The organism is Marinobacter sp. 1_MG-2023, assembly GCF_030549045.1.
In the GTDB taxonomy this organism is placed as follows: domain Bacteria; phylum Pseudomonadota; class Gammaproteobacteria; order Pseudomonadales; family Oleiphilaceae; genus Marinobacter.
On sequence record NZ_JAUOST010000001.1, the window covers coordinates 98,300 to 117,261 of the forward strand.

Annotated in this window: 17 protein-coding genes; 2 read left to right on the plus strand and 15 right to left on the minus strand. The window is 55.3% G+C overall.

Annotation, left to right across the window (positions count from 1 at the left end):
- Window positions 1-4 precede the first annotated feature (4 nt).
- The 4 genes from Q4606_RS00495 to Q4606_RS00510 all read right to left on the minus strand — a co-directional run bounded on the left by Q4606_RS00495 (window position 5) and on the right by Q4606_RS00510 (window position 4,521).
- The gene (locus Q4606_RS00495; protein WP_303606990.1) at window positions 5-1,276 is read right to left on the minus strand and encodes an MATE family efflux transporter; all 1,272 of its coding nucleotides are present in this window, start codon (window positions 1,274-1,276) and stop codon (window positions 5-7) included.
- A 311-nt stretch (window positions 1,277-1,587) separates the two neighbouring features.
- Complete coding sequence (tpx, locus tag Q4606_RS00500) at window positions 1,588-2,085, minus strand: thiol peroxidase (RefSeq protein WP_303594940.1); 498 nt, start codon at window positions 2,083-2,085, stop codon at window positions 1,588-1,590.
- Between the two features lie 85 nt (window positions 2,086-2,170).
- The gene (locus Q4606_RS00505) at window positions 2,171-3,382 is read right to left on the minus strand and encodes a Bcr/CflA family multidrug efflux MFS transporter (protein ID WP_303606355.1); all 1,212 of its coding nucleotides are present in this window, start codon (window positions 3,380-3,382) and stop codon (window positions 2,171-2,173) included.
- A 227-nt stretch (window positions 3,383-3,609) separates the two neighbouring features.
- Window positions 3,610-4,521, minus strand: a complete 912-nt coding sequence (locus tag Q4606_RS00510; protein WP_303594936.1) for a LysR family transcriptional regulator — start codon at window positions 4,519-4,521, stop codon at window positions 3,610-3,612.
- A 126-nt stretch (window positions 4,522-4,647) separates the two neighbouring features.
- Here Q4606_RS00510 and Q4606_RS00515 point away from each other — a divergent pair, with 126 nt between their 5' ends.
- Window positions 4,648-5,541: an acyltransferase gene (locus Q4606_RS00515; RefSeq protein ID WP_303594935.1), complete on the plus strand. Its 894-nt coding sequence runs from the start codon at window positions 4,648-4,650 to the stop codon at window positions 5,539-5,541.
- 30 nt (window positions 5,542-5,571) lie between these two features.
- Here the strand turns inward: Q4606_RS00515 and Q4606_RS00520 are convergent, their stop codons facing one another.
- From Q4606_RS00520 to folE, 11 genes are all read right to left on the minus strand, one after another.
- Entirely contained in the window at window positions 5,572-5,793 is a 222-nt protein-coding gene (locus Q4606_RS00520) for a hypothetical protein (protein ID WP_303594934.1), read from the minus strand.
- A gap of 72 nt (window positions 5,794-5,865) precedes the next feature.
- Complete coding sequence (locus tag Q4606_RS00525; protein ID WP_303606356.1) at window positions 5,866-7,842, minus strand: ribonuclease R family protein; 1,977 nt, start codon at window positions 7,840-7,842, stop codon at window positions 5,866-5,868.
- Window positions 7,843-7,912: 70 nt separating this feature from the next.
- Window positions 7,913-9,631, minus strand: coding sequence for a diguanylate cyclase (locus tag Q4606_RS00530; protein WP_303606357.1), 1,719 nt, complete (start codon window positions 9,629-9,631; stop codon window positions 7,913-7,915).
- Window positions 9,632-9,808: 177 nt separating this feature from the next.
- A complete protein-coding gene (locus tag Q4606_RS00535; protein WP_303606358.1) occupies window positions 9,809-10,258 on the minus strand; it encodes a DUF411 domain-containing protein in 450 nt (149 codons plus the stop codon).
- 140 nt (window positions 10,259-10,398) lie between these two features.
- On the minus strand, window positions 10,399-13,014 hold the full coding sequence (locus Q4606_RS00540) for a heavy metal translocating P-type ATPase (RefSeq protein ID WP_303606359.1): 2,616 nt from the start codon (window positions 13,012-13,014) through the stop codon (window positions 10,399-10,401).
- A gap of 6 nt (window positions 13,015-13,020) precedes the next feature.
- Window positions 13,021-13,452, minus strand: a complete 432-nt coding sequence (locus Q4606_RS00545; RefSeq protein WP_303594925.1) for a MerR family transcriptional regulator — start codon at window positions 13,450-13,452, stop codon at window positions 13,021-13,023.
- 149 nt (window positions 13,453-13,601) lie between these two features.
- Window positions 13,602-13,922 (minus strand): hypothetical protein, encoded by a 321-nt coding sequence (locus tag Q4606_RS00550; RefSeq protein WP_303606360.1) that lies wholly within the window; start codon window positions 13,920-13,922, stop codon window positions 13,602-13,604.
- A gap of 71 nt (window positions 13,923-13,993) precedes the next feature.
- Window positions 13,994-16,240: an EAL domain-containing protein gene (locus tag Q4606_RS00555; RefSeq protein WP_303606361.1), complete on the minus strand. Its 2,247-nt coding sequence runs from the start codon at window positions 16,238-16,240 to the stop codon at window positions 13,994-13,996.
- Window positions 16,241-16,342: 102 nt separating this feature from the next.
- Window positions 16,343-16,780 (minus strand): CoA-binding protein, encoded by a 438-nt coding sequence (locus Q4606_RS00560; RefSeq protein WP_303594919.1) that lies wholly within the window; start codon window positions 16,778-16,780, stop codon window positions 16,343-16,345.
- Window positions 16,781-16,804: 24 nt separating this feature from the next.
- Window positions 16,805-17,179 (minus strand): dihydroneopterin triphosphate 2'-epimerase, encoded by a 375-nt coding sequence (folX, locus tag Q4606_RS00565; protein WP_303594917.1) that lies wholly within the window; start codon window positions 17,177-17,179, stop codon window positions 16,805-16,807.
- Between the two features lie 25 nt (window positions 17,180-17,204).
- The gene (gene folE / locus Q4606_RS00570; RefSeq protein WP_303606362.1) at window positions 17,205-17,774 is read right to left on the minus strand and encodes a GTP cyclohydrolase I FolE; all 570 of its coding nucleotides are present in this window, start codon (window positions 17,772-17,774) and stop codon (window positions 17,205-17,207) included.
- Window positions 17,775-18,008: 234 nt separating this feature from the next.
- On the opposite strand from folE, the gene Q4606_RS00575 reads away from it, so the two are divergent.
- Entirely contained in the window at window positions 18,009-18,923 is a 915-nt protein-coding gene (locus Q4606_RS00575; protein ID WP_303594914.1) for an alpha/beta fold hydrolase, read from the plus strand.
- The last annotated feature ends 39 nt before the right edge of the window (window positions 18,924-18,962 follow it).

The following is an 18,962-nucleotide window of genomic DNA, read 5'->3' on the forward strand; positions in this document are numbered from 1 at the left end:
ATCGTCAGGCTTTGCGCAGCGACTTCATGCCGGTACGATAGAAACTGTATGCCATGATGCCTGCGATCAGGTTGCCCACCAGCGCCCCGCTCATCAGCCCATGGATGCCATTAAGCTGGCTTCCGAGCCACAGCAGTGGCAAAAAGCACAGAAACAACCGCAATGTTGAAACCAGCAGCGCCCTCATGGCCAGGCCAAGGGCGTTGCACACAGATACCATGAGCATGCACACGCCCAGGCCGCTGTAACTGAGTGGCACCCGCACCAGGTAGGCCCCAAGGATTTCCTGCACCTGTTGATCGCTGCTGAACAGCTCTGAGACAAGGCCTGAGGCGGCCAGCCAGATAATGCCGATAGCGAGCTGCCAGCCCACCACAAAGCGCACCGCAATCCGCACCAGCTTCCGGATTTGTTCGATATCGCCGGCGCCCAGCATGCGACCGACCATGGGTGGCATGGACATGGTCAGCGCGAGTACGACAACAATGGAGAAAAACTCAAGGCGCGTTCCCAACCCCCAGGCGGCAACTGCGGCCGAACCGAAGCCGGCGACGAGGGCGGTTGCCAGCATCGCTGACGCCGGCGGCATGAGTTGGCTGACCATGGCGGGGGCCATGATGTTATTGAGTTGTTTCAGGGCACTGCCCAGAGCGAGTTCGCGCAGATCGAAACGGGCCAGGCCCCGTTTGAGAAGCTTCGGATAGATAAACAGACAACCGATGCCGAAAGAGGTAACGGTGGCCCAGGCAGCACCGGGCAGTCCCCAATCAAATACAAAGATATAGAGCGGGTCCAGAGCAATGTTGGCGAGGCTTGTGGCTACCATCATGTAGCCTGGCAATTTTGTATTGCCGTGGGCGCGACAAATACTGTAGCCGAAGTACAGAAATGCGCCTATCCAGGCGGAGAAGAGCCAGGGTACCCAATAGCTGCGTATCAGGGGCAGAAGGGCGTCTTCGGCCCCGAGTGCGGTCATGATCGGGCTTTGCAGAAGCCATAAGCCGACACAGAGTAAAAAAACCAGCGTACTGCCGACGGTGATAACCAGTCCGCCCAGGCGAACTGCCCGGAGTTCGTCGCCCACACCGAGAGTCCGTGAAATGATGGCAGTCGTGGCGATGCCCAGGCCCACCTGTAGCCCGATGATGAGTTGCTGCATGGGCAGTGTGAAGCCCAGGGCGGCGAGTGGGTCGCGGCCAAGCTGGCCGATGAAGGCGCTGTCGGCGAGCTGGAAGGTCATCAGGGAGAGCACGCCAAACAGCATTGGCCAGGTCATGGTGTAGAGCTGGCGGGAGAGGCTGACGTTATGGGAGGTAGTGCTCACGGGTTTGGGCTGATGCCTTTGGTCTTGGATGGGGTGCTGGAGTCTAACAGGTTTGTTTTTTAGTTTCGGAGTTAGTCTTCCGGGCGACAGCGCCTTTGCAGACACGCCGTGAACCCATCCGTGGGGGCTTGGCATTGCCATCCTTGGCAATGCACAGTCTGCAAAGGCGCTGTCGCCCGGAAGACCTCATGCTCTGATAATGCCTACAGAACGCAATTCTCTGACCCACTCAGGTAATCTTTAGCCTGGATGAAGGCTCGGGATCAAAGAACCTTCAGCGCCGCATCGTAGTCGGGCTCTTCTTTGATTTCATCGACAAGCTGGCTGTGAATAACTTTGTTGTCTTCATCAAGGACCACCACAGCGCGGGCGCAAAGGCCGGCCAGCGGACCGGTCTGGATGCCGACTCCATAGTCCTGCTGGAAGCTGTAGTTCCGGAAAGACGAGAGCGTGATGACGTTTTCAAGGCCTTCTGCACCACAAAAACGGGCTGCAGCAAATGGCAGGTCAGCGGAGACCACCAGTACAACGGTGTTATCCAGAGCGCCGGCCTTTTCGTTGAACTTGCGAGTGGAGGCAGCGCATACGCCGGTGTCGATGCTGGGGATGATGTTCAGGATTTTGCGTTTTCCCGCCCAGTTGTCGAGCTTTACGTCTTCCAGGCCACTGTTGGTCAATGTGAAAGGCGGGACTGTATCGCCGACCTGTGGAAACTTGCCGCTCAGTTCAATGGGGTTGCCGTCGAGAGTTACTGTGCTCATGGGTTGCTCCTATCGTTGCTCGGACATAGCTATCCGGAAATATTCAGAGACAGCTTACTCTGTTTAGACCATTTTGGATGAGTTTTCATCCTGTCTGTGGTTCGAATCCAGGAGCGGGGTGGCGCTGAACCAGCAAAAGGTAACTGCCGAGTGAAGCCACGGCACAGATAGCAATGATGGTTGCCATCACCAGCGAAGTACCGTCGTGCAGGTAGCCCACGAGCATGCCGGCGAGGGCTGCGATGGACATCTGGGCGAAACCGAACAGTGCTGAGGCGGAGCCGGCCATGCGTGGAAAGTTAGCCATGGCTCCCGCCATTGTTTGGGGCATCACCATGCCTGTTCCGGCCATAAACAGTGCCTGAGGTAGTATGACGGCCCATACGCTGAACACCTCTGCGAGTGCCAGCGATACCATAAGGCCGCCGGCTGCCACGGCAACAAAAAGTCCGCGCAACAGAATCTGATCCGGAGTCAGGCGGCTGCCAAGACGGATAGCTGTGAGGTTACCGGTTATATAGCCCACCACGATGCCGGCAAAGTACAGGCCAAACTGTTGCGGTGGCACTTCTAGAAAATCGATCAGTACGAACGACGAACCGGAGAGAAAGGCAAACAGTCCGGAGAAAATCAGCGCATTGGTCAGGGTATAGCCGAGAAAACTGATGTCTGTGCCTATGGCGCGATAGTTTCGTAGCAGGCTGCAGAGTTTTAGTGGCTGACGGTATTCGGGCCGCATGGGCTCGGGGATTCCGAACGCCACCACTACAGCCATGATCAGGGCATAGCCGCCCAGCGCCAGGAAGATGGAGTGCCAGCCCAGGCCGGCAACCATGACACCGCCCAGTGTGGGTGCGATAGCTGGAGCAAGCGCCATGATGCTGGCAAGAAGCGCCATGATTTTTGCGGCTTCGCGGGGTGTGTAGATGTCCCTGATTGCAGCACGCCCGAGAACTGGCCCGGCTGATCCGCCCAGCGCCTGTAAAAAGCGGCACAGAATCAGGGTTTCAATATTGCTGGCAAGCGCACAGCCAATGCTGGCGATGGCGAACAGCACAAAGCCGCCAATCATGATCGGTTTGCGTCCAAACCGGTCAGCCAGTGGGCCACACACCAGTTGCGCTATGGCAAAGCCCGCCATGTAGAGGCTCAGGGTTAGCTGAACCTGGCTGGTACCCGTGCCGAAATCACTGCCAATCTGCGGCAGTGCCGGCAGATACATGTCAGTGGCCAGCGGCCCCAGTGCGACGGCGGCGGCTAGCAGTATGGTTGTCCATATACTTGTGAGTGCGAGCATTTATTGTCCAAGCTTACATTGGGGGATAGCAGGTGTGGGATGGGCTTTCCAAAACACGCTCCTTGCGGCACATCCATGTGGCGCTTGGGCTCCGCCATCCATGGCTCCGCACAGTTTTGGAAAGCCCATCCCACACCTGCACTCGACATTGGAGTGGATTCTAGGGGCTGATTTGCAAAAAAATAACAGGGGCGCTGCTCATAGGATATATGAACAAAATTGATGAATTACTCGTTGAGGCCGTTCATGGTGGCTGCGACTGCGTTCACCTGGTTTCTCAACCAGCGGTGAGCCGGGTCATTCTGGTTGCGGCGGTGCCAGAGCATCAGCAATGTAAAAGGCTTGTAGCTGAAGGGTAGGGGTGCCCAGGCAAAGTCTCGGAGTAAGTGTTTGCTCATGCGCTCAGGCGCGGTTGCCAGCATGTCGCTGCCCCGGAGAAATTCCGGCAGGCCGGAGAAATTGGAAACGGTAATGACGTTACGGCGGGTCAGCCCCCGGGCTGAAAGGCCGGCCTCCAGGGCGGGTTTCTCACCAGTGCCGAACACCAATGCTATGTGATCGGCTTTCACATAGTCGGTCACTGTCTCCGGCGCTTCACGCTGGCTCGGGTCGAAGAAGACGACCATCCGATCCCCCATCAAGCCTCTTTGCATTATGTCAGTGGCTTCCGGCGCGTGCGGTGAAATGATCAGATCACAAATATCCTTGCGCAGCATGTCTGCATTGGGAATGCCGGAGGCAATCACTTGCAGCATGATGCCCGGAGCCTGTTGCCGCAGACGCTGCATCAACGGTGGGAGAAGCAGGTCCCGCTCGTAATCGTTGGCGGCAACGGTAAAGGTGAATTCGGTGGTTTCTGGTGTAAAGGGGGGGCCGGAGGCCAGTGAGTGCAGATCATCGAGAATCTGGCGAATGTGCGGGCCTGCCTGCACTGCATAGCGAGTGGGCGTTATACCGCGTCCGGATTTGACGAACAGGGGGTCGCCGAGGGCAGTGCGTAGCCGGTCCAGTGTATGGCTAACGGCTGACTGACTGACCCCAAGCTTGATGGCCGCACGGGAAACGCTTCCTTCGTCCAGAACGGCAACAAAGGTTTGCAGTGCTCGAATATCAAGATTGAATGTATCAATTAGGTTCATGGATAGCAGTGTAATCGAGAACGGTCATTCCCGCTTGCTAGTCTGGTCACAATCAGCCACTGCCCATAGCCCGTGGTGATTGGTATGATTGCCCATCTCTGTCCAAATAATCAAAACAGGCATCGCATGCTCAGCTTTCTACCTGCTCCCGTTATCGGCGTACTCAATTCCATTTTGTTGGCAGTCAACACTCTTTTCTGGTGCCTGTTACTTTATATACCGGCGCTGCTGAAACTTGTTATCCCGCACAAGGGCTTTCGGGTTCTTTGCACCCGGGTCATCATCTGGATCTCGGAATCCTGGGTGGCTTGTAATACCGGTTGGATGAAGCTGACCCACGGCACGCAGTGGCAGGTCACTGGTGCGGAAAATTTGCGTCGTGAAAGCTGGTATCTTGTGTTGAGTAATCACCAGAGCTGGGTGGATATCTTTGCCATGCAGCGGGTGTTTAATCGTCGCGCGCCTTTCCTGAAGTTTTTTCTGAAACAGCAGCTTATCTGGGTACCTGTTATCGGGCTTGCATGGTGGGGTCTGGATTTCCCCTTCATGAAACGATATTCGCGGGAGTATCTGCTCAAGCACCCTGAGAAGCGTGGGGAAGACCTGAAAGCCACTCGCCGTGCCTGTGAAAAGTTCCGTTATACGCCAGTGAGCGTAATGAACTTTGTGGAAGGTACGCGGTTTACCCAGGCCAAGCACGACAAACAAAAGTCACGCTATACCCATCTTTTGACACCAAAAGCCGGCGGTGCGGCCTTTGTTCTGGATACCATGGGTGACTCGATAGAAACGCTTGTTGACGTAACCATTGCCTATCCTGGCGGCGCACCCACCTTCTGGGATTTTATTTGTGGCCGGTCGCGGGAGGTGAAAATGGACATTCAAACGGTTGCCATTCCCGAGCACCTGAAAGGTCGGGATTACTCAACCGATGCGGAACACCGGCGTAATGTGAAAAACTGGCTGGCAGAAAAGTGGCAGGCCAAGGATGCACGCCTGGAAGAAATGCTTCGCCCATAGCTTCACCACCCTCGCCAGACCCGAGCGACTTCAGCCTTTGCTGTTGTCGCTTTCTTTCTCTTCTGGCTCTACCTCACCGGGGTGCTCTCGCTTGTATCTTTCCCAGTCTTCCCAGTCGTGTGGCGTACCTGCATGGGGCCGGCGCAGGTGCTTTGCGTGTTCTATCGCGTTGTGCTGTAGGCTGTGATCAGGACTGTCCTCTTCCTTGTCGAAACCGTGTTTTTTCAGGAATTCATCCGGACTGATGGGCATGGCGCACCTCGTTGACGTATCTGTGTGATGTTATCGGTACGATGCACCTGCCCTTATGGTTTTTCAACCGGCTCAGGAGCCGGTAGTGACAGGGATTTCTTCAGCCTCCACCAGCTTGAAGTTGATTTGCCGGCGCTCCTCCTCTACTCCTGAGAAGCTGACTTTTACTGCCTGATTAAGCTGGAATACGCGGCCATTCTTGTTGTGTATCAGGCGCAGAGTCACTGGGTCAAAGCTGTATTTGCCATTGAGATCCCTGCAACTCACAAACCCTTCCAGCCCATTGGCTTCCAGGCGCACGAAGAAGCCCGCAGGGATTGTGCGGCTGATGACGCCGTCCATGGGTTCGTCGCCCAAAGTTTTGGCAAAATCGCTCTTGAGCCATGTTTCCAGGCTATTGGCCGCCTGTCGGGCTTTGAACTGGGCGTTCTGAAGCGCCATCAGTTGTTCGCTGCTCAGCATCTGCATTGGCGTATCCCAGAGCGCTGCTTTGATAAGCCGGTGCACATAGAGATCGGAGTATTTGCGCAGGGGAGATGTGAAAGTGGTGTAGGCATTGAGCCCCATGCCCTGGTGTGGGGCCGCCGTAAACGACAGCTCTGCCCGGGCCAGTTGGCGCGAAACGATGGCCTTTATTGGCACTTCCGCTTCCAGTTCTGAAGTCTGTTTCATCAATGCCAGGAAACCAGCCGGCGTTGTGGCATCGATATCGGCGAACTGTGGCGCGTAGCCTTCGATCAGAGCGCGAATGTTGGCTGCACGGTCATTACGCAAACCAGGGTGTTGAATAAACAAGCCTGATGGTCGGCTGGCCAGAAAATCCGCAGCGCAGCGGTTGGCGGCAACCATGCATTCTTCAACAAGACGGTGCGCTTCGTTTTGCACCGACGGCTCAATAGCGCGAATGCGTCGGTTTTCGTCCAGCCTGAGACGGAATTCCGGGCGGTCGCCGCTTAGCAGTGCATGTTCGCTGCGCCATTTCCGCAATGCGGTTGCGACCTGGTGCAGCTGGTCGAGACTGTTGGCGACTGCGTCCGGCAGAGCTTTGATGTCTTCGTCTTCACGACCTTCAATCAGATTCGCGACCAGATCGTAACTGAGCTTGCCCCGGGAACGGATAACAGCCTGATGGAAACTGTAGTCACCCAGGCTCCCATCGTTATTGACTTGCAGGTCGCACACCAGAGCCAGTCGATTAACGTCTGGCATCAGCGAGCATAGTCGGGTGCTGATAGTATCGGGCAGCATCGGCAAAGGCTCGCCTGGGAAATAAATAGCAGTAGCCCGGTTGAAGGCTTCGAGTTCAGCCGCGCTTTCAGTACCAATGACCGACGACGGGTCGGCAATGGCAATGGATAAAGCCCAGCCTGTGGCGTTTGGCTCTGCCAGCAGAGCGTCATCCATGTCTTGAGTGGCGGGGCTATCGATAGTGACATAGGCGCGATCAGTGCGATCTTCCCGGCCGGGCGCCAGCGCTTCGATGGCTGCCTCGTCGAGCTTCTCGGCCTGCTGTACCACCGGTTCGGGCCAGGCGTCTGCCAGATCAAAGGTGGCCAGCGTAAGGGCGCGCTCGATACCGGGCTCACCGGCTTTACCAATAACCCGAAGCACCTTGGCCTGACCTTTGCCGTCATGAAACGGGTGCTTGTGTATGCAGCAGTAAAGATAGTCGTCCGGTTGCGCGTTCATCCGCTCTTTCGGAGGAATGAAAATCCAGCGATTGATGCCTGGCGTTTCCGGCACCACAAAATGCCCTTTCCCCTTGACCAGATAGCGTCCGACAAATGTGCTCAGCCGGCTTTCGAGAAGCTCGTCTACCACACCCTGGATTTTCCCTTTATCGACTTCCTGCTCGGTCACATTGACTCGGTCACCAGGAAGCACCTTCTGCATTTCTTCGGGAGGCAGGAATACATCCCGCCCTTCATCCAATGCGACGAATCCGAAGCGGCCGTTGGTGGCTTTTACCGTTCCGGGGAAAACGACTTTGCTTTGCTCAATGTCAGACTTTAGCTGGCGCAACTGGTTGAGAGCGTCGGCGTTGAACATGGATTAACCTGGCTGAAAAAATGAATGATGGAGCGGAGTATAACGGTTATGGCGATATGAGTCAGACCCGTTACACGGGGTTAATTCCGGTTTTATCCGAAGGGGTGATGCAGACGCGGTTGCGGCCACCATTCTTGGCGCGATAAAGCGCACTGTCAGCATTGCGCAGCACAGTATCGATGTTGTCCCCGGGTTCTGAGAAATAGCCGCCTACGCTGACCGTTACCGGTGTTCCGGTTTTTCGGCTTTCCTGCTCAACATTTTCGCATATGCGCCGGGCAATACGTTCCAGGGTTGCCGGATCACAGGGCGAGAGCAGAATAACAAATTCATCGCCGCCCCAGCGCCCCGGGTGATCGTAGGGGCGGACACCGGCTTTTAGCCACAAAGCGACGCGGCAGAGAATCTCATCGCCCGCCTGATGGCCGAGTTGATCGTTGATTGATTTAAAGTGATCGATGTCCAGCCAGATCAAACCAAAACCACTGCCCAGCCGCTCTGCGCGCTGAATTTCTTCTTCCAGAACTTCGTCCAGCCCACGGCGGTTTTTAAGGTTGGTGAGTGGGTCGATACGAGCCAGGCGGGCAAGCTCGTCGGTACGCAGGGAAACCTTGTTTTCCAGCTCCCGGGTAGAATCGCGCAGGCTATCCGTCATTTTTTCAAAGTGGTCGACGAGCCGACCTATCTCGTTGTCCGGTTTGTCCAGGCGAGGTAGCGTAAAGCTGCCCCTGCGAACCTTATCCACAGCTTCTTCCAGCCCCACGATCGGCTTCAGGATGCGTGATTGGATGATGAGGTGGAACACGATCAGAGTGATGAGGAGGCTTGCAATAAATACAGCCACCAGAGGCCACAGGTAGCTCTTTGGTAGCAGTGTATTCAGGTCAAGCAGGGTTATTTCAAACCAGCCAATTGCTGGCAAAAAAGCCACTCCGGCCAAGTGTTCGCGACCCTCGACGGTAACAAACCCGCTTTCTACGTGACCTGCTGAACCGGAGCTTTTCTTCAGCAATTGCAGCATGCCGAGAATCTGCTGTTTGTCTTCGGGGGCGTCAAACAGCAAGTCGACTGTGTTTTTCTGACCTTCTGGTTTGATAACGCTCGCGAAATCGATGTAGTTGCGATCCCGGTAGAGTTGTATGGCACCGTTATAATCGACAAACAGCGTCGTAATGCCTTCCTGGTTGATATCGACGATATCCTGCAGAAAAGTGTCGAGGTTCATGCCAGTGCCGACCATGCCCACTACTTGATTTGCGGAGTTGCGCATCAGGACATCGATCCAGAGCTTGGTAACGCCCAGCTCCGCATCGGGGTTTACATTCAGGTGGAAATCACGGCCTTCTTCGATCAGCTGGTAAAACCAGGCGTCATTGGGTTCATCGGGGTCCAGCACGTATCGAAACTGTTTGCCGGCAAACTCATTTTGCTCGTTATTGAAGTAATAGCGACCACTCTCCCTGAGCGCGACAAAATAGCTGTTATCGCGAAAGTTGGCGCGAAAGCTCTCCATCTCGCGGATGGCCGTATCTTCGAGAGCCTGGTTGCCGGGGGCGGCAGCCCAGTTGAGGAGCGCGGAGGAGTCTGCCATCTGTCTGGCGAGGCCGATTTCGCGCTCGAGGGATTGCAGAAGTCGGGCGCTGTCGTAGCGTACCTGTATCTCAGCGACCTGACGCCCCCAACGCTCGATCAGGTCTGCTGAGAGCTCTCGGTAGGCAAGCCAGGAGGCACATGCAGATATAACAATCAGGCCTGCTGCAAGGCTGAGAAACCGGGTCTTGAGGCTCAAGAACTGCTGACTCCGTTTATAGGGATGGAAGCAATGATAGAGCAGAGGTTGGCGGGAGTGTAGAAAAGAATGTCATAAATGCATTAGAACCTGTTGCAGGTCAGCTCCGGTGCTTTGTTGCGCCGATACTAATCTGCAGCAGGCCGACATGACTCTGTTCTGACTCCTGCTCGTGGGTTAGTTGTGCTCGGAAAACACTTTGGTTTGGCCTTGCGCATTGAACATCAGCACCTGGTAGTGCTCTTTTCGATCGCCCATTTCCATACCCGGAGAACCAACCGGCATGCCAGGGACGGCCAGGCCTCTGACTTTTGGAGCGTCGGCGATCAATCGATGAACGTCGTTAGCGGGCACGTGCCCCTCGATCACATAGTCACCCACGAAAGCGGTGTGGCAGCTGGCCAAATTGGGGCTAAGACCTGCTTCTATTTTGACGCGGTTCATGTTGTGGGTGTCGGTGACTTCCACATCAAAACCGTTGCTTTCCAGGTGATCAACCCAGTCGGTGCAACAGCCGCACGTGGGCGACTTGTAGACATGAATGCTCTGAGCGGCGTCCGCTGCCAACAGTGGTGTGCTGAACCCGAAGGTGGCACTCAGGGCGAATCCCAAAATCTGTTTCTTCATGGTTTTGCTCTTTTTGTGTCGTTTTTAGTGATGGCTTTTATCCGGTTCGGAGGCATTGCTATCGGTTGGAGAAAGCCAGAACCACCAGACAATAGCGGCCATGAGCATAAGTCCTCCGGTATTGACCAGTAATGTTTCCATCAGTTTCGCTCCTCTTCCGGTTGTCGGCTTTGTTTTGGCTCTCGCACTGGTTTGTGACTGGTTTTGAACAGCCGCAGGCGGTTGGCGTTGGTGACTACCGTAACTGAGGACAGGGACATGGCCGCGCCGGCGAGAATCGGGCTCATCAATATGCCCCAGACTGGATACAGCAGGCCTGCGGCAATGGGAATCCCGAGGCTGTTGTACACAAAGGCCCCAAAAAGGTTCTGGTGAATGTTCTTCACTGTGGCCCGGGAAATTTCGATAGCATCCGGTACGCCGTGCAGGGAGCCGCGCATCAGGGTAATGGCGGCGCTTTCGATGGCGACGTCTGTGCCTGTGCCTATGGCAAAACCTACATCCGCAGCGGCCAGAGCAGGGGCGTCGTTGATGCCGTCACCCACCATGGCAACCGTGTAGCCTTTGCCGCGCATTTCGTTTATTACGTCGGCTTTGTCTTCTGGCAGGACTTCGGCGCGGTAGTCGTCGATACCGGTTTTCGTGGCAATGGCTCTGGCCGTGGCGTCGATGTCACCGGTGACCATCATGACGCGGATGCCTGCATCGTGTAGACGCTGAATAGCCGCTTCCGAATCCGCTTTGATGGCGTCCGCAACGCCCATAACGCCCAGCAGCTCAGTGCCTCTGGCGAGAAACAAAGGCGTGCCGGCCTGCTCGGTAATGGCTTTTTCCGCATCGGCCAGGCCTGCCAGAGAAATACCTTCAGCCTCCAGCCAGCGGCGGTTACCCAAGCGGATTATGTCACCCTCAAACCGTCCCGCGACACCTTTGCCATTCAGCGCTTCAAAGTCAGTGACCTTGAGTGGCTCCGCGCTTTGCTCTTTGGCTTTGTTACCGATGGCTTCCGCAAGTGGGTGTTCGGAATGCTGTTCAAGACCGGCTGCCAATGCCAGCAACGTCTGTTCATCGCCACTCATCGCGTGCAGGCTGGTAACTGCCGGATGGCCTTCGGTAATAGTGCCGGTTTTGTCGAGAATCACCAGATCCAGTTTGCCTGCAGTTTGCAGGGCGTCCCCCTGACGAATCAGGGCGCCGTATTCCGCCGCCTTACCGACACCCACCATCACCGACATAGGCGTGGCCAGGCCAAGGGCGCAGGGGCAGGCAATGATCAGGACGGTGGTTGCAGCGACCATCATATGCACAACCGCGGGCTCCGGCCCGACGTTGTACCAGACCAGCGCGGCGGCCACCGCAATCAGCATGACGCTGGGTACGAACACCGACGATATTTTGTCTGCCAGCCGTCCAATGGCCGGTTTTGAACCCTGGGCTTTTTTCACCAGATGGATAATCTGGGCCAGGGCAGTTTCGCTGCCTACCCGGGTTGCTTCGTAAACAATGCTGCCGTGGGTGTTGAGCGTACCGGCAGAAACCTCGTCATCCACCGCTTTACTTACCGGCATGGGTTCGCCGGTAAGCATGCTTTCGTCGATACGGGTACTGCCTTCAACAACACGACCGTCTACCGGCAGGTTCTCACCGGGGCGAACGCGAATATGATCACCCTTGCGAACATCTTCCACAGGAAGGTCTTGTTCCTGCCCTTCACGGATAACCCGTGCTGTTTTCGCCCGCAAGTCCAGCAACCGGCGAACCGCCTCCGATGTTTTGCCTTTAGCGCGAAGTTCCAGTGCCTGACCCAGATTGATCAGGCCAATGATCATGGCCGAGGCCTCAAAATACACATGCCGCGCCATCTCCGGTAAGGCGTCGGGAGTGCTCACCACCGTTATGGAATACAGCCATGCGGTACCCGTACCCAGTGCAATCAGCGTATCCATATTGGCGTTGTGATGCCGGAACGCCTTCCAGGCACCAGTGTAGAAATGCCCACCTGTACCCGCCATAACGGCTAGAGTGATCAAGCCAAGAACGAGCCAGGTGCCCTGGTTTGCCTCGGTTACCGACATGGAACCGAACCCCATGCCCCAGATCATCAAGCCAACACCCAGGCCCAAACTGATGGCCATTTTTACCAGAAGGGTTTTGTACCGCTTTTTGTCTTCTTCCTGCTTCTTATCGTCTGCGGCGTCTGCATCTTCAATCGAACTGGCGCCGTAACCGGAGTTTTCTACCGCCTTAATCAGAGCTTGCGGGTCGTTCGCCCCGGTTGCCGTAGCCGTATTGTCCGCAAGATTCATATGGGCGTGAGTCACGCCCGGCACCGACTTCAATGCTTTCTCAATGGTATTCACACAGGAAGCACAGGTAGCACCGGTCACGGCCAGGTGCACCTGATTATCGCCTTGAATAGCCGCTGCCTGTCTTTCCGGTTTGCCCTCGCTCGACGTTTCTTCCACTGTTTTGTCAGCTGTGGCTTCTACTTTCCCGGGCTTGAACGCGGAGCAACTGGCGAGTTGCTCCGCCTCTTTCACTGGTTCCGCCGGGTAACCCGTTTCGGTCACAATTCTGGCGGCTTCCGAGGCATCGATACCTTCTGGCAAAGCAACCGTCTGATCTTCCAGGTTAATCTCCACCAGGCCTGCATCGCCGGTCAGCGGCTCCAGCGCATTGCGAATCTTCCTGGCGCACCCCTGGCAGGTGGCACCGGAAATGCTGAGAGTCGTCTGTAATACTGGTGCATTGCTCATGGTGGTTTACTCCTCAACCTGCTTCCCGGGTTTGCTGTCATCCCAGTGCTCAATCAGTTGGCAGATGGTATGGCCATCCGGCGTCCCGTCCGGCATATCCTGCCAGGCGGCCAGCGCTGTTTTCATGCGCTTTCGCAGCTGTAGCAACTCATCGATCTCCCGCTCTACCTCGGCCAGCCGTTGCTGGAATACATCCCGAACCATAGGGCAGGGTGAGTGATGGTCGTCTGCCTGATCCAGAATCTCTCGAACCTCCGGTAGTGAAAAACCCAACTGTCGGGCCTTACGTGCAAAGCGCAGACGCCGAAGATCCTCAGCATCGTAATGCTGGTAGTTGTTGTCCGGATTTCGAGTGGGTTTTAGCAGTCCTTCCCGTGTATAAAAGCGCACGGTATCGGGGTTTACCCCGGCAGAAGTAGCAAGCTCTTTAACTTTCATAATCCAGCAGCATCACCAAAGGTTAATGAGCGGCGGTTTTCGGGCACACAACCCACACCGGCGCGGCTATCGCAAAAGCACGATAGCCGAGAGTATTTGAAACTTAAGAGTAGCCTAAAACCTGTGACCTACTCACAGGTCAAAGGTTTTCAGGAAGAGGAGCTTTTAGCCCGAAGGAAGGTGCCACAAATTTTGCACTGATCCGGCGCCATCAATTTGGCCTGCCAGCCAATCTTATGGCCACAGGCAGGGCATGCGAGGCGCAGTTGCAGAACAATGATCGGAGCAATCAGAGCCGCAAGCAGAAAGCCCAGGGATCCCCAATCGTCACCACTGGAAAGCCCCAGCTGGCTACTGAACACCAGCACAATCACCAGAGCCACGAATGCAAAAATGAAATAATTCCGGTTCCAGCGCTCCCATCGACGAAGCTTGGTGTCCTGTTCCGGCGTCAAATAACCCGTGGGCATAAAATTTCACCTGAAAAATTCAACAACAATTCTGGGGCTGATCTACGGTGATTACAAACCGGAAACAGCCATTACACCTGCTCAAAAGCGCCATTGGACAGGGCTTTTTCCAGCTCCACCGCTGGAACGGGGCGACTGATCAGATAGCCCTGCGCCATATTACAGCCCTGGCTCCTTAGCAAATCCAGCTGCGCCCGTGTTTCCACGCCTTCAGCAACCACCTGTAAGCCCAGGTTGTGCGCCAGATTGATGACCGCCCGGGTAATCACAGCATCATCATGGCGCTCTGTCACTTCTGTTATGAATGAGCGGTCGATTTTCAGAAGGTCCACCGGGAAATTTCTCAGGTATGCCAGGGATGAATAGCCGACGCCGAAATCGTCGATCGCAAGATGCACGCCAAGATCGTGAAGGCGCTTCAGCTGGCCAAGGTTGTGCTCTATATTCTGAATGAAGATTTCTTCGGTGAGTTCCACTTCAAGTCGATCAGCGGGGACTCCCTCGGCCGCCAGAGTGTTTCTTACCCGTTCAACCAGGCTGTCATCATCCAGCTCCCGCCCGGACAGGTTTACGGCTACCCTCAGATGTTCAAAGCGGGTTCCTCTCCAGGCCGCCAGCTGTTGGCAGGCCGCCATCACTACCCAGTGACCGATCTCGGTTATCCTGCCGCTTTCTTCTGCCAGTGGAATGAATTCTCCTGGGGCAAGTAGACCTCTGCGGGGGTGTTGCCAGCGGATGAGCGCCTCGACACTGTTAATTTCACCGCTGTCCAGATTCAGCTGAGGCTGATAATGCAGTACAAACTCGTTTTTGACCAAGGCCTGGCTGAGGTCCTTTTCCAGCTCCAGGCGCATGACCTCCCGTTCCTGCATACCTTCGGTATAAAACTGATAGGTATTGCGGCCCTGCTCTTTTGCGCGATAAAGGGCTATGTCAGCGTTGCGCAGCAGGGTGTCCGCGTCCAGGCCACTTTGGGGGTAAACGGCAACCCCAAGGGTTGCTGTTATTTTGTGAGCTTCACCCTGAACATTGAATGGCGTTTCAAAACACTGCTTGATCCGGCCGAGCAGATGAAGAACATCGTCTATATCCTCCACATGCTGAAGACAAATCATGAACTCGTCGCCACCGGAATAGGCGACCGTGACCCGCTCGTTGCTGAGCTGGTTGAGACAACCCGCGACCTGAACCAGAAGGGCATCACCAAACTGGTGTCCAAGCGAGTCGTTCAACATCTGAAAGCGGTCGAGGTCCAGCATCACCAGTGCTACCTGGTACGACTGACGATTCGCGATATTCAGCGTATGAGCAAGGTCTTCCATAAAGAAGCGACGGTTCGCCAGGCCGGTAAGGGTATCGGTGGATTCCAGTCGCACAAGATCCTGCTGAATGGTTTCGCGCTGCGCGATTTCTTCATCGAGCTTCCGCCTGGCTGTTAACAGAGCCTCATTGCGTTTGAGGATAAGCTGCAGGAAAAGGGTCGCGAGGCTGGTCAGCAAGCCCATAAAAAGAAGGGTAATAAACGTCCACCGGGGCCAGGGACTGGTCTGTTTTTCAAACCACTCCGGCGAAGGCTCGAGATTCAATTGCCAGTTCAGTGTGGGAAGTTTGATTGGCACAGTATAGGAGGCGGTGGCATCTGAACGCTCGAAATCACTCAGCGTATAAACCGTCGCACCGCGACTACGGATCTCAATCCGGAACATTCCCGGCTCCCGTGTGGCCATAAGCTGTCGCGCCAGGGTTTCCATCTTGAATACACCCGCAACAAAACCATTGTTATTGGGGCCGGTGCCGACCGGAGCGTAAATAACAATGCCTTTGCCCCCCTGGCGTAGTTCGATCACCCCGGAAATGTCATAGTTTCCAGTTCGTATCGCAGCCTCGAGAGCGCTGCGGCGCTGCTGATTAAACGCAGAGTTGAAGCCAACGACACCTTCGTTGGAGGCCAAAGGTTCCAGCCAGCGAATAATGAAGTCGCGGTCTATCCACTCAATGGCCTGATAGATACGGAAGTCGTTAAGATAGTTGCGTGCGTCTTCACGCCATTCGCTTTCCGGCTTTTGCGGGTCTTTTGCCAGGCGACTTGCCATGCGCCGAATAGCATCAGCGTGAACCATGAACTCCCGTTCGAGGGTGTTGGCCATGCTCCGGGTTTCATTTTCGAGGTTGGACTGTATCTGGCCTGTGTACTGCCCGATGAGGCCGTAGCGGAAACCTGCCGCCAGACCGAAAAATACTATGAAGATCACCACCGGAAAGGCAGGGTGTAGCAGTCTCTTCGGAAAAAGCCCGCCATTCAAAGGTGAGTATGCCAAGAAGTGCTCCGTTTACCAAAGACCGACGAACCAGTGTAACGCCTGCATGTCGGTAATAATAAGCCATTCTTTGCCGAACGGCTTCTTGCGGTTCGTGGAGCTTCAGTCTCTGAAGTTGATTTTTGGCAAACCCTGGCGCGGAATTTCCTGCTTCGGGCAACGATCCATAACAACGGTGAGCCCCGCAGCTTCGGCCCGGGCAGCGCCTTCGTCATTGATAACACCAATCTGCAACCAGATCACCGGAACCTTCAGTTCGATGGCCTGATCAATTAGCGCATCTGTGCGCTCAGGTGCCAGAAACACCTCAACCATGTCAACGGGTTCGGGCAGGGAGGCTATGTCGGGGTATACGGTCTCTCCAAGCACTGTCTTGCCTGCGAGGCGGGGATTCACTGGAATAACCCGATACCCATGTGCCTGCATAAACTCCATGACTTCGTGGGAGGGTCGATTGGTTTTCTCGCTGGCACCTACGAGAGCAATGGTGCGGACTTGCTCAAGAATGGCGCGCATCTGATCAGGTTGATTGCTTGGCATGGTTTCGGGCCACCTGGGTTTGGACTAACGATGTGCTTCAAGACAGACAGACACGGACTCTGCATAGCGTAGCGCGTGAGGCTTGTCGATTTCTACCTGCGCCCACTTTACGGCCCCATGTTCCATCACGATGTTGAGTACTTCGTGCGTCAGGCGCTCAAGTAGGGCGAAGCGGTTTCCATCCACATGGCCGATAATCTGCTTGGTAATGGTGCGATAATTGAGCGCAGCCGTTATCTCATTCCGGTTAATCGCTTCCGTGGCATCGTACGTGAGGCACACGTTGATCTTGATGTCCTGCTGGTTATTGATCTCTTCGTCCTTGATGCCAATGTAGGCACGCAACAGCAGATCCTTGATCTGTATTCTTGCCTGGTGGTTGCAGATAACGTCTGTCATACCGCCTCCATTCAAATGGCTGCAATCAGCGATTGTTGCTGATCAGGTTGAGAAACTCTGCGCGCGTTGCCTGGGATTTTCGGAACTGCCCAAGCATCATGGACGTTTTCATCTTGGAGTTCTGCTTCTCCACGCCCCGCATCATCATGCACATATGCTGGGCTTCGATGACTACTGCAACTCCTTTCGCGCCGGTGACACTCTCAACTGCTTCCGCAATCTGGCGGGTGAGGTTTTCCTGAATCTGCAGGCGCCGTGCATACATGTCCACGATACGTGCAAACTTGGACAGGCCCAGAACACGACCCTGGGGCAGGTAGGCGATGTGGCACTTCCCTATAAAAGGCAGCACGTGATGCTCGCACATGCTGTACAGCTCAATATCCTGCACTACAACCATCTCATCCATCGCGGATTCAAAAACCGCATTGTTGACGAGATCGCCCAGGTCCTGCTCATAGCCGTGGGTCAGGAATTGCATGGCTTTGGCGGCACGCATCGGAGTGTCTTGCAGACCTTCACGGTTGGTATCTTCACCCAGCCCGTTGATGATGGCGCGGTAGTGGCCCGCGAGGTCGTCAAGGAGTTTGGTCATAGTCGCTTCCGGTTCTCTTTATGGTAAAGGTTATGTTTCAGGTTAGGGTAAGGGGTATGGTACGAGGGCCAAAGCTTAAGTGAATTTGACCGGTATCTCTACGGTTTACGATGTCACTGCCGGAAAAGACCAGTTCCCGTTTTCAGTTTGCGAAGCGCAATTGCCAGGTCTCTGGCGGGAGGGCCGGGTTTATCTTAAAGTCGCTTACTAAGAAAGATCTATCGGAGACATCGCATGGAACGGCAGATACCGGATATCGGGGGTGAAAAGGCAGCCGGGTCCGGAGAGGCGACGCTTGAGGTGTGGCAGCAGGGCGGAAAATGGTTCAGCTATGACGGCCACGCGATATTCAGCCGGATGGCAGGCCAGGGCGAGCCACTGGTGCTCCTGCACGGTTTTCCGACATCCAGTTGGGACTGGAACCGTATCTGGCCCATGCTGCTTAGGAGCAATAATGTGCTGGCTGTGGACATGCTGGGGTTCGGCTTTTCTGACAAGCCCAGAGAGCATGAGTACAGCATTGATGATCAGGCAGACCTGATGCAGGGTCTGTTGGAAGGTCTTGGCCTGAAGTCTGTGCATATTTTAGCCCATGACTATGGGTGCAGTGTTGCCCAGGAACTCCTGGCCAGGGAGCAGGAGGGGGCGCTGCCTTTCCAGATTGCCAGCGTCTGTTTCCTGAACGGAGCCCTGTTTCCGGAAGTGCACAACCCTTTGTTGATTCAGCGCTTGTTGGGCGGCCCGTTAGGCGGACTAATCAGCCGGGGCCTGACTCGGCGCAGCTTTGAGCGAAGTTTTATGAAGCTGTTCGGCAGTAGAAGTACTCCGGGCCGGCAGGAATTGGACGACTTCTGGCAACTCATCACTTACAACAACGGTCGCGGCATTCTTCACCATTTGATCCAGTTTATGGAAGACCGACGGTGCCACCGTCATCGCTGGGTGTCCGCCTTGCAGAACGCGAGTCAGCCCATGCGCCTCATTTCGGGAATCGCAGACCCGGTATCAGGAACTGTCATGGTGCACCGCTATAAGGAGATGATTCATGATGCCGATGTCGTGCAACTGAGGAATGTGGGTCATTACCCGCACTTTGAAAGCCCCTGGGAGGTATTCAGCGCCTACAGGGAGTTCCGAAAACGCTTCTGAAGTGCGGGGCTGGCTACTATTACTTTTGTTCAGTTGGCC

What these genes read in the sequence shown, in the direction of transcription:
- Q4606_RS00495 (WP_303606990.1), bottom strand. Translation starts at nt 1,276, where the DNA reads ATGACCTGGCCAATGCTGTTTGGCGTGCTCTCCCTGATGACCTTCCAG.
- tpx (WP_303594940.1), bottom strand. Translation starts at nt 2,085, where the DNA reads ATGAGCACAGTAACTCTCGACGGCAACCCCATTGAACTGAGCGGCAAG.
- Q4606_RS00505 (WP_303606355.1), bottom strand. Translation starts at nt 3,382, where the DNA reads ATGCTCGCACTCACAAGTATATGGACAACCATACTGCTAGCCGCCGCC.
- Q4606_RS00510 (WP_303594936.1), bottom strand. Translation starts at nt 4,521, where the DNA reads ATGAACCTAATTGATACATTCAATCTTGATATTCGAGCACTGCAAACC.
- Q4606_RS00515 (WP_303594935.1), top strand. Translation starts at nt 4,648, where the DNA reads ATGCTCAGCTTTCTACCTGCTCCCGTTATCGGCGTACTCAATTCCATT.
- Q4606_RS00520 (WP_303594934.1), bottom strand. Translation starts at nt 5,793, where the DNA reads ATGCCCATCAGTCCGGATGAATTCCTGAAAAAACACGGTTTCGACAAG.
- Q4606_RS00525 (WP_303606356.1), bottom strand. Translation starts at nt 7,842, where the DNA reads ATGTTCAACGCCGACGCTCTCAACCAGTTGCGCCAGCTAAAGTCTGAC.
- Q4606_RS00535 (WP_303606358.1), bottom strand. Translation starts at nt 10,258, where the DNA reads ATGAAGAAACAGATTTTGGGATTCGCCCTGAGTGCCACCTTCGGGTTC.
- Q4606_RS00540 (WP_303606359.1), bottom strand. Translation starts at nt 13,014, where the DNA reads ATGAGCAATGCACCAGTATTACAGACGACTCTCAGCATTTCCGGTGCC.
- Q4606_RS00545 (WP_303594925.1), bottom strand. Translation starts at nt 13,452, where the DNA reads ATGAAAGTTAAAGAGCTTGCTACTTCTGCCGGGGTAAACCCCGATACC.
- Q4606_RS00550 (WP_303606360.1), bottom strand. Translation starts at nt 13,922, where the DNA reads ATGCCCACGGGTTATTTGACGCCGGAACAGGACACCAAGCTTCGTCGA.
- Q4606_RS00560 (WP_303594919.1), bottom strand. Translation starts at nt 16,780, where the DNA reads ATGCCAAGCAATCAACCTGATCAGATGCGCGCCATTCTTGAGCAAGTC.
- folX (WP_303594917.1), bottom strand. Translation starts at nt 17,179, where the DNA reads ATGACAGACGTTATCTGCAACCACCAGGCAAGAATACAGATCAAGGAT.
- folE (WP_303606362.1), bottom strand. Translation starts at nt 17,774, where the DNA reads ATGACCAAACTCCTTGACGACCTCGCGGGCCACTACCGCGCCATCATC.
- Q4606_RS00575 (WP_303594914.1), top strand. Translation starts at nt 18,009, where the DNA reads ATGGAACGGCAGATACCGGATATCGGGGGTGAAAAGGCAGCCGGGTCC.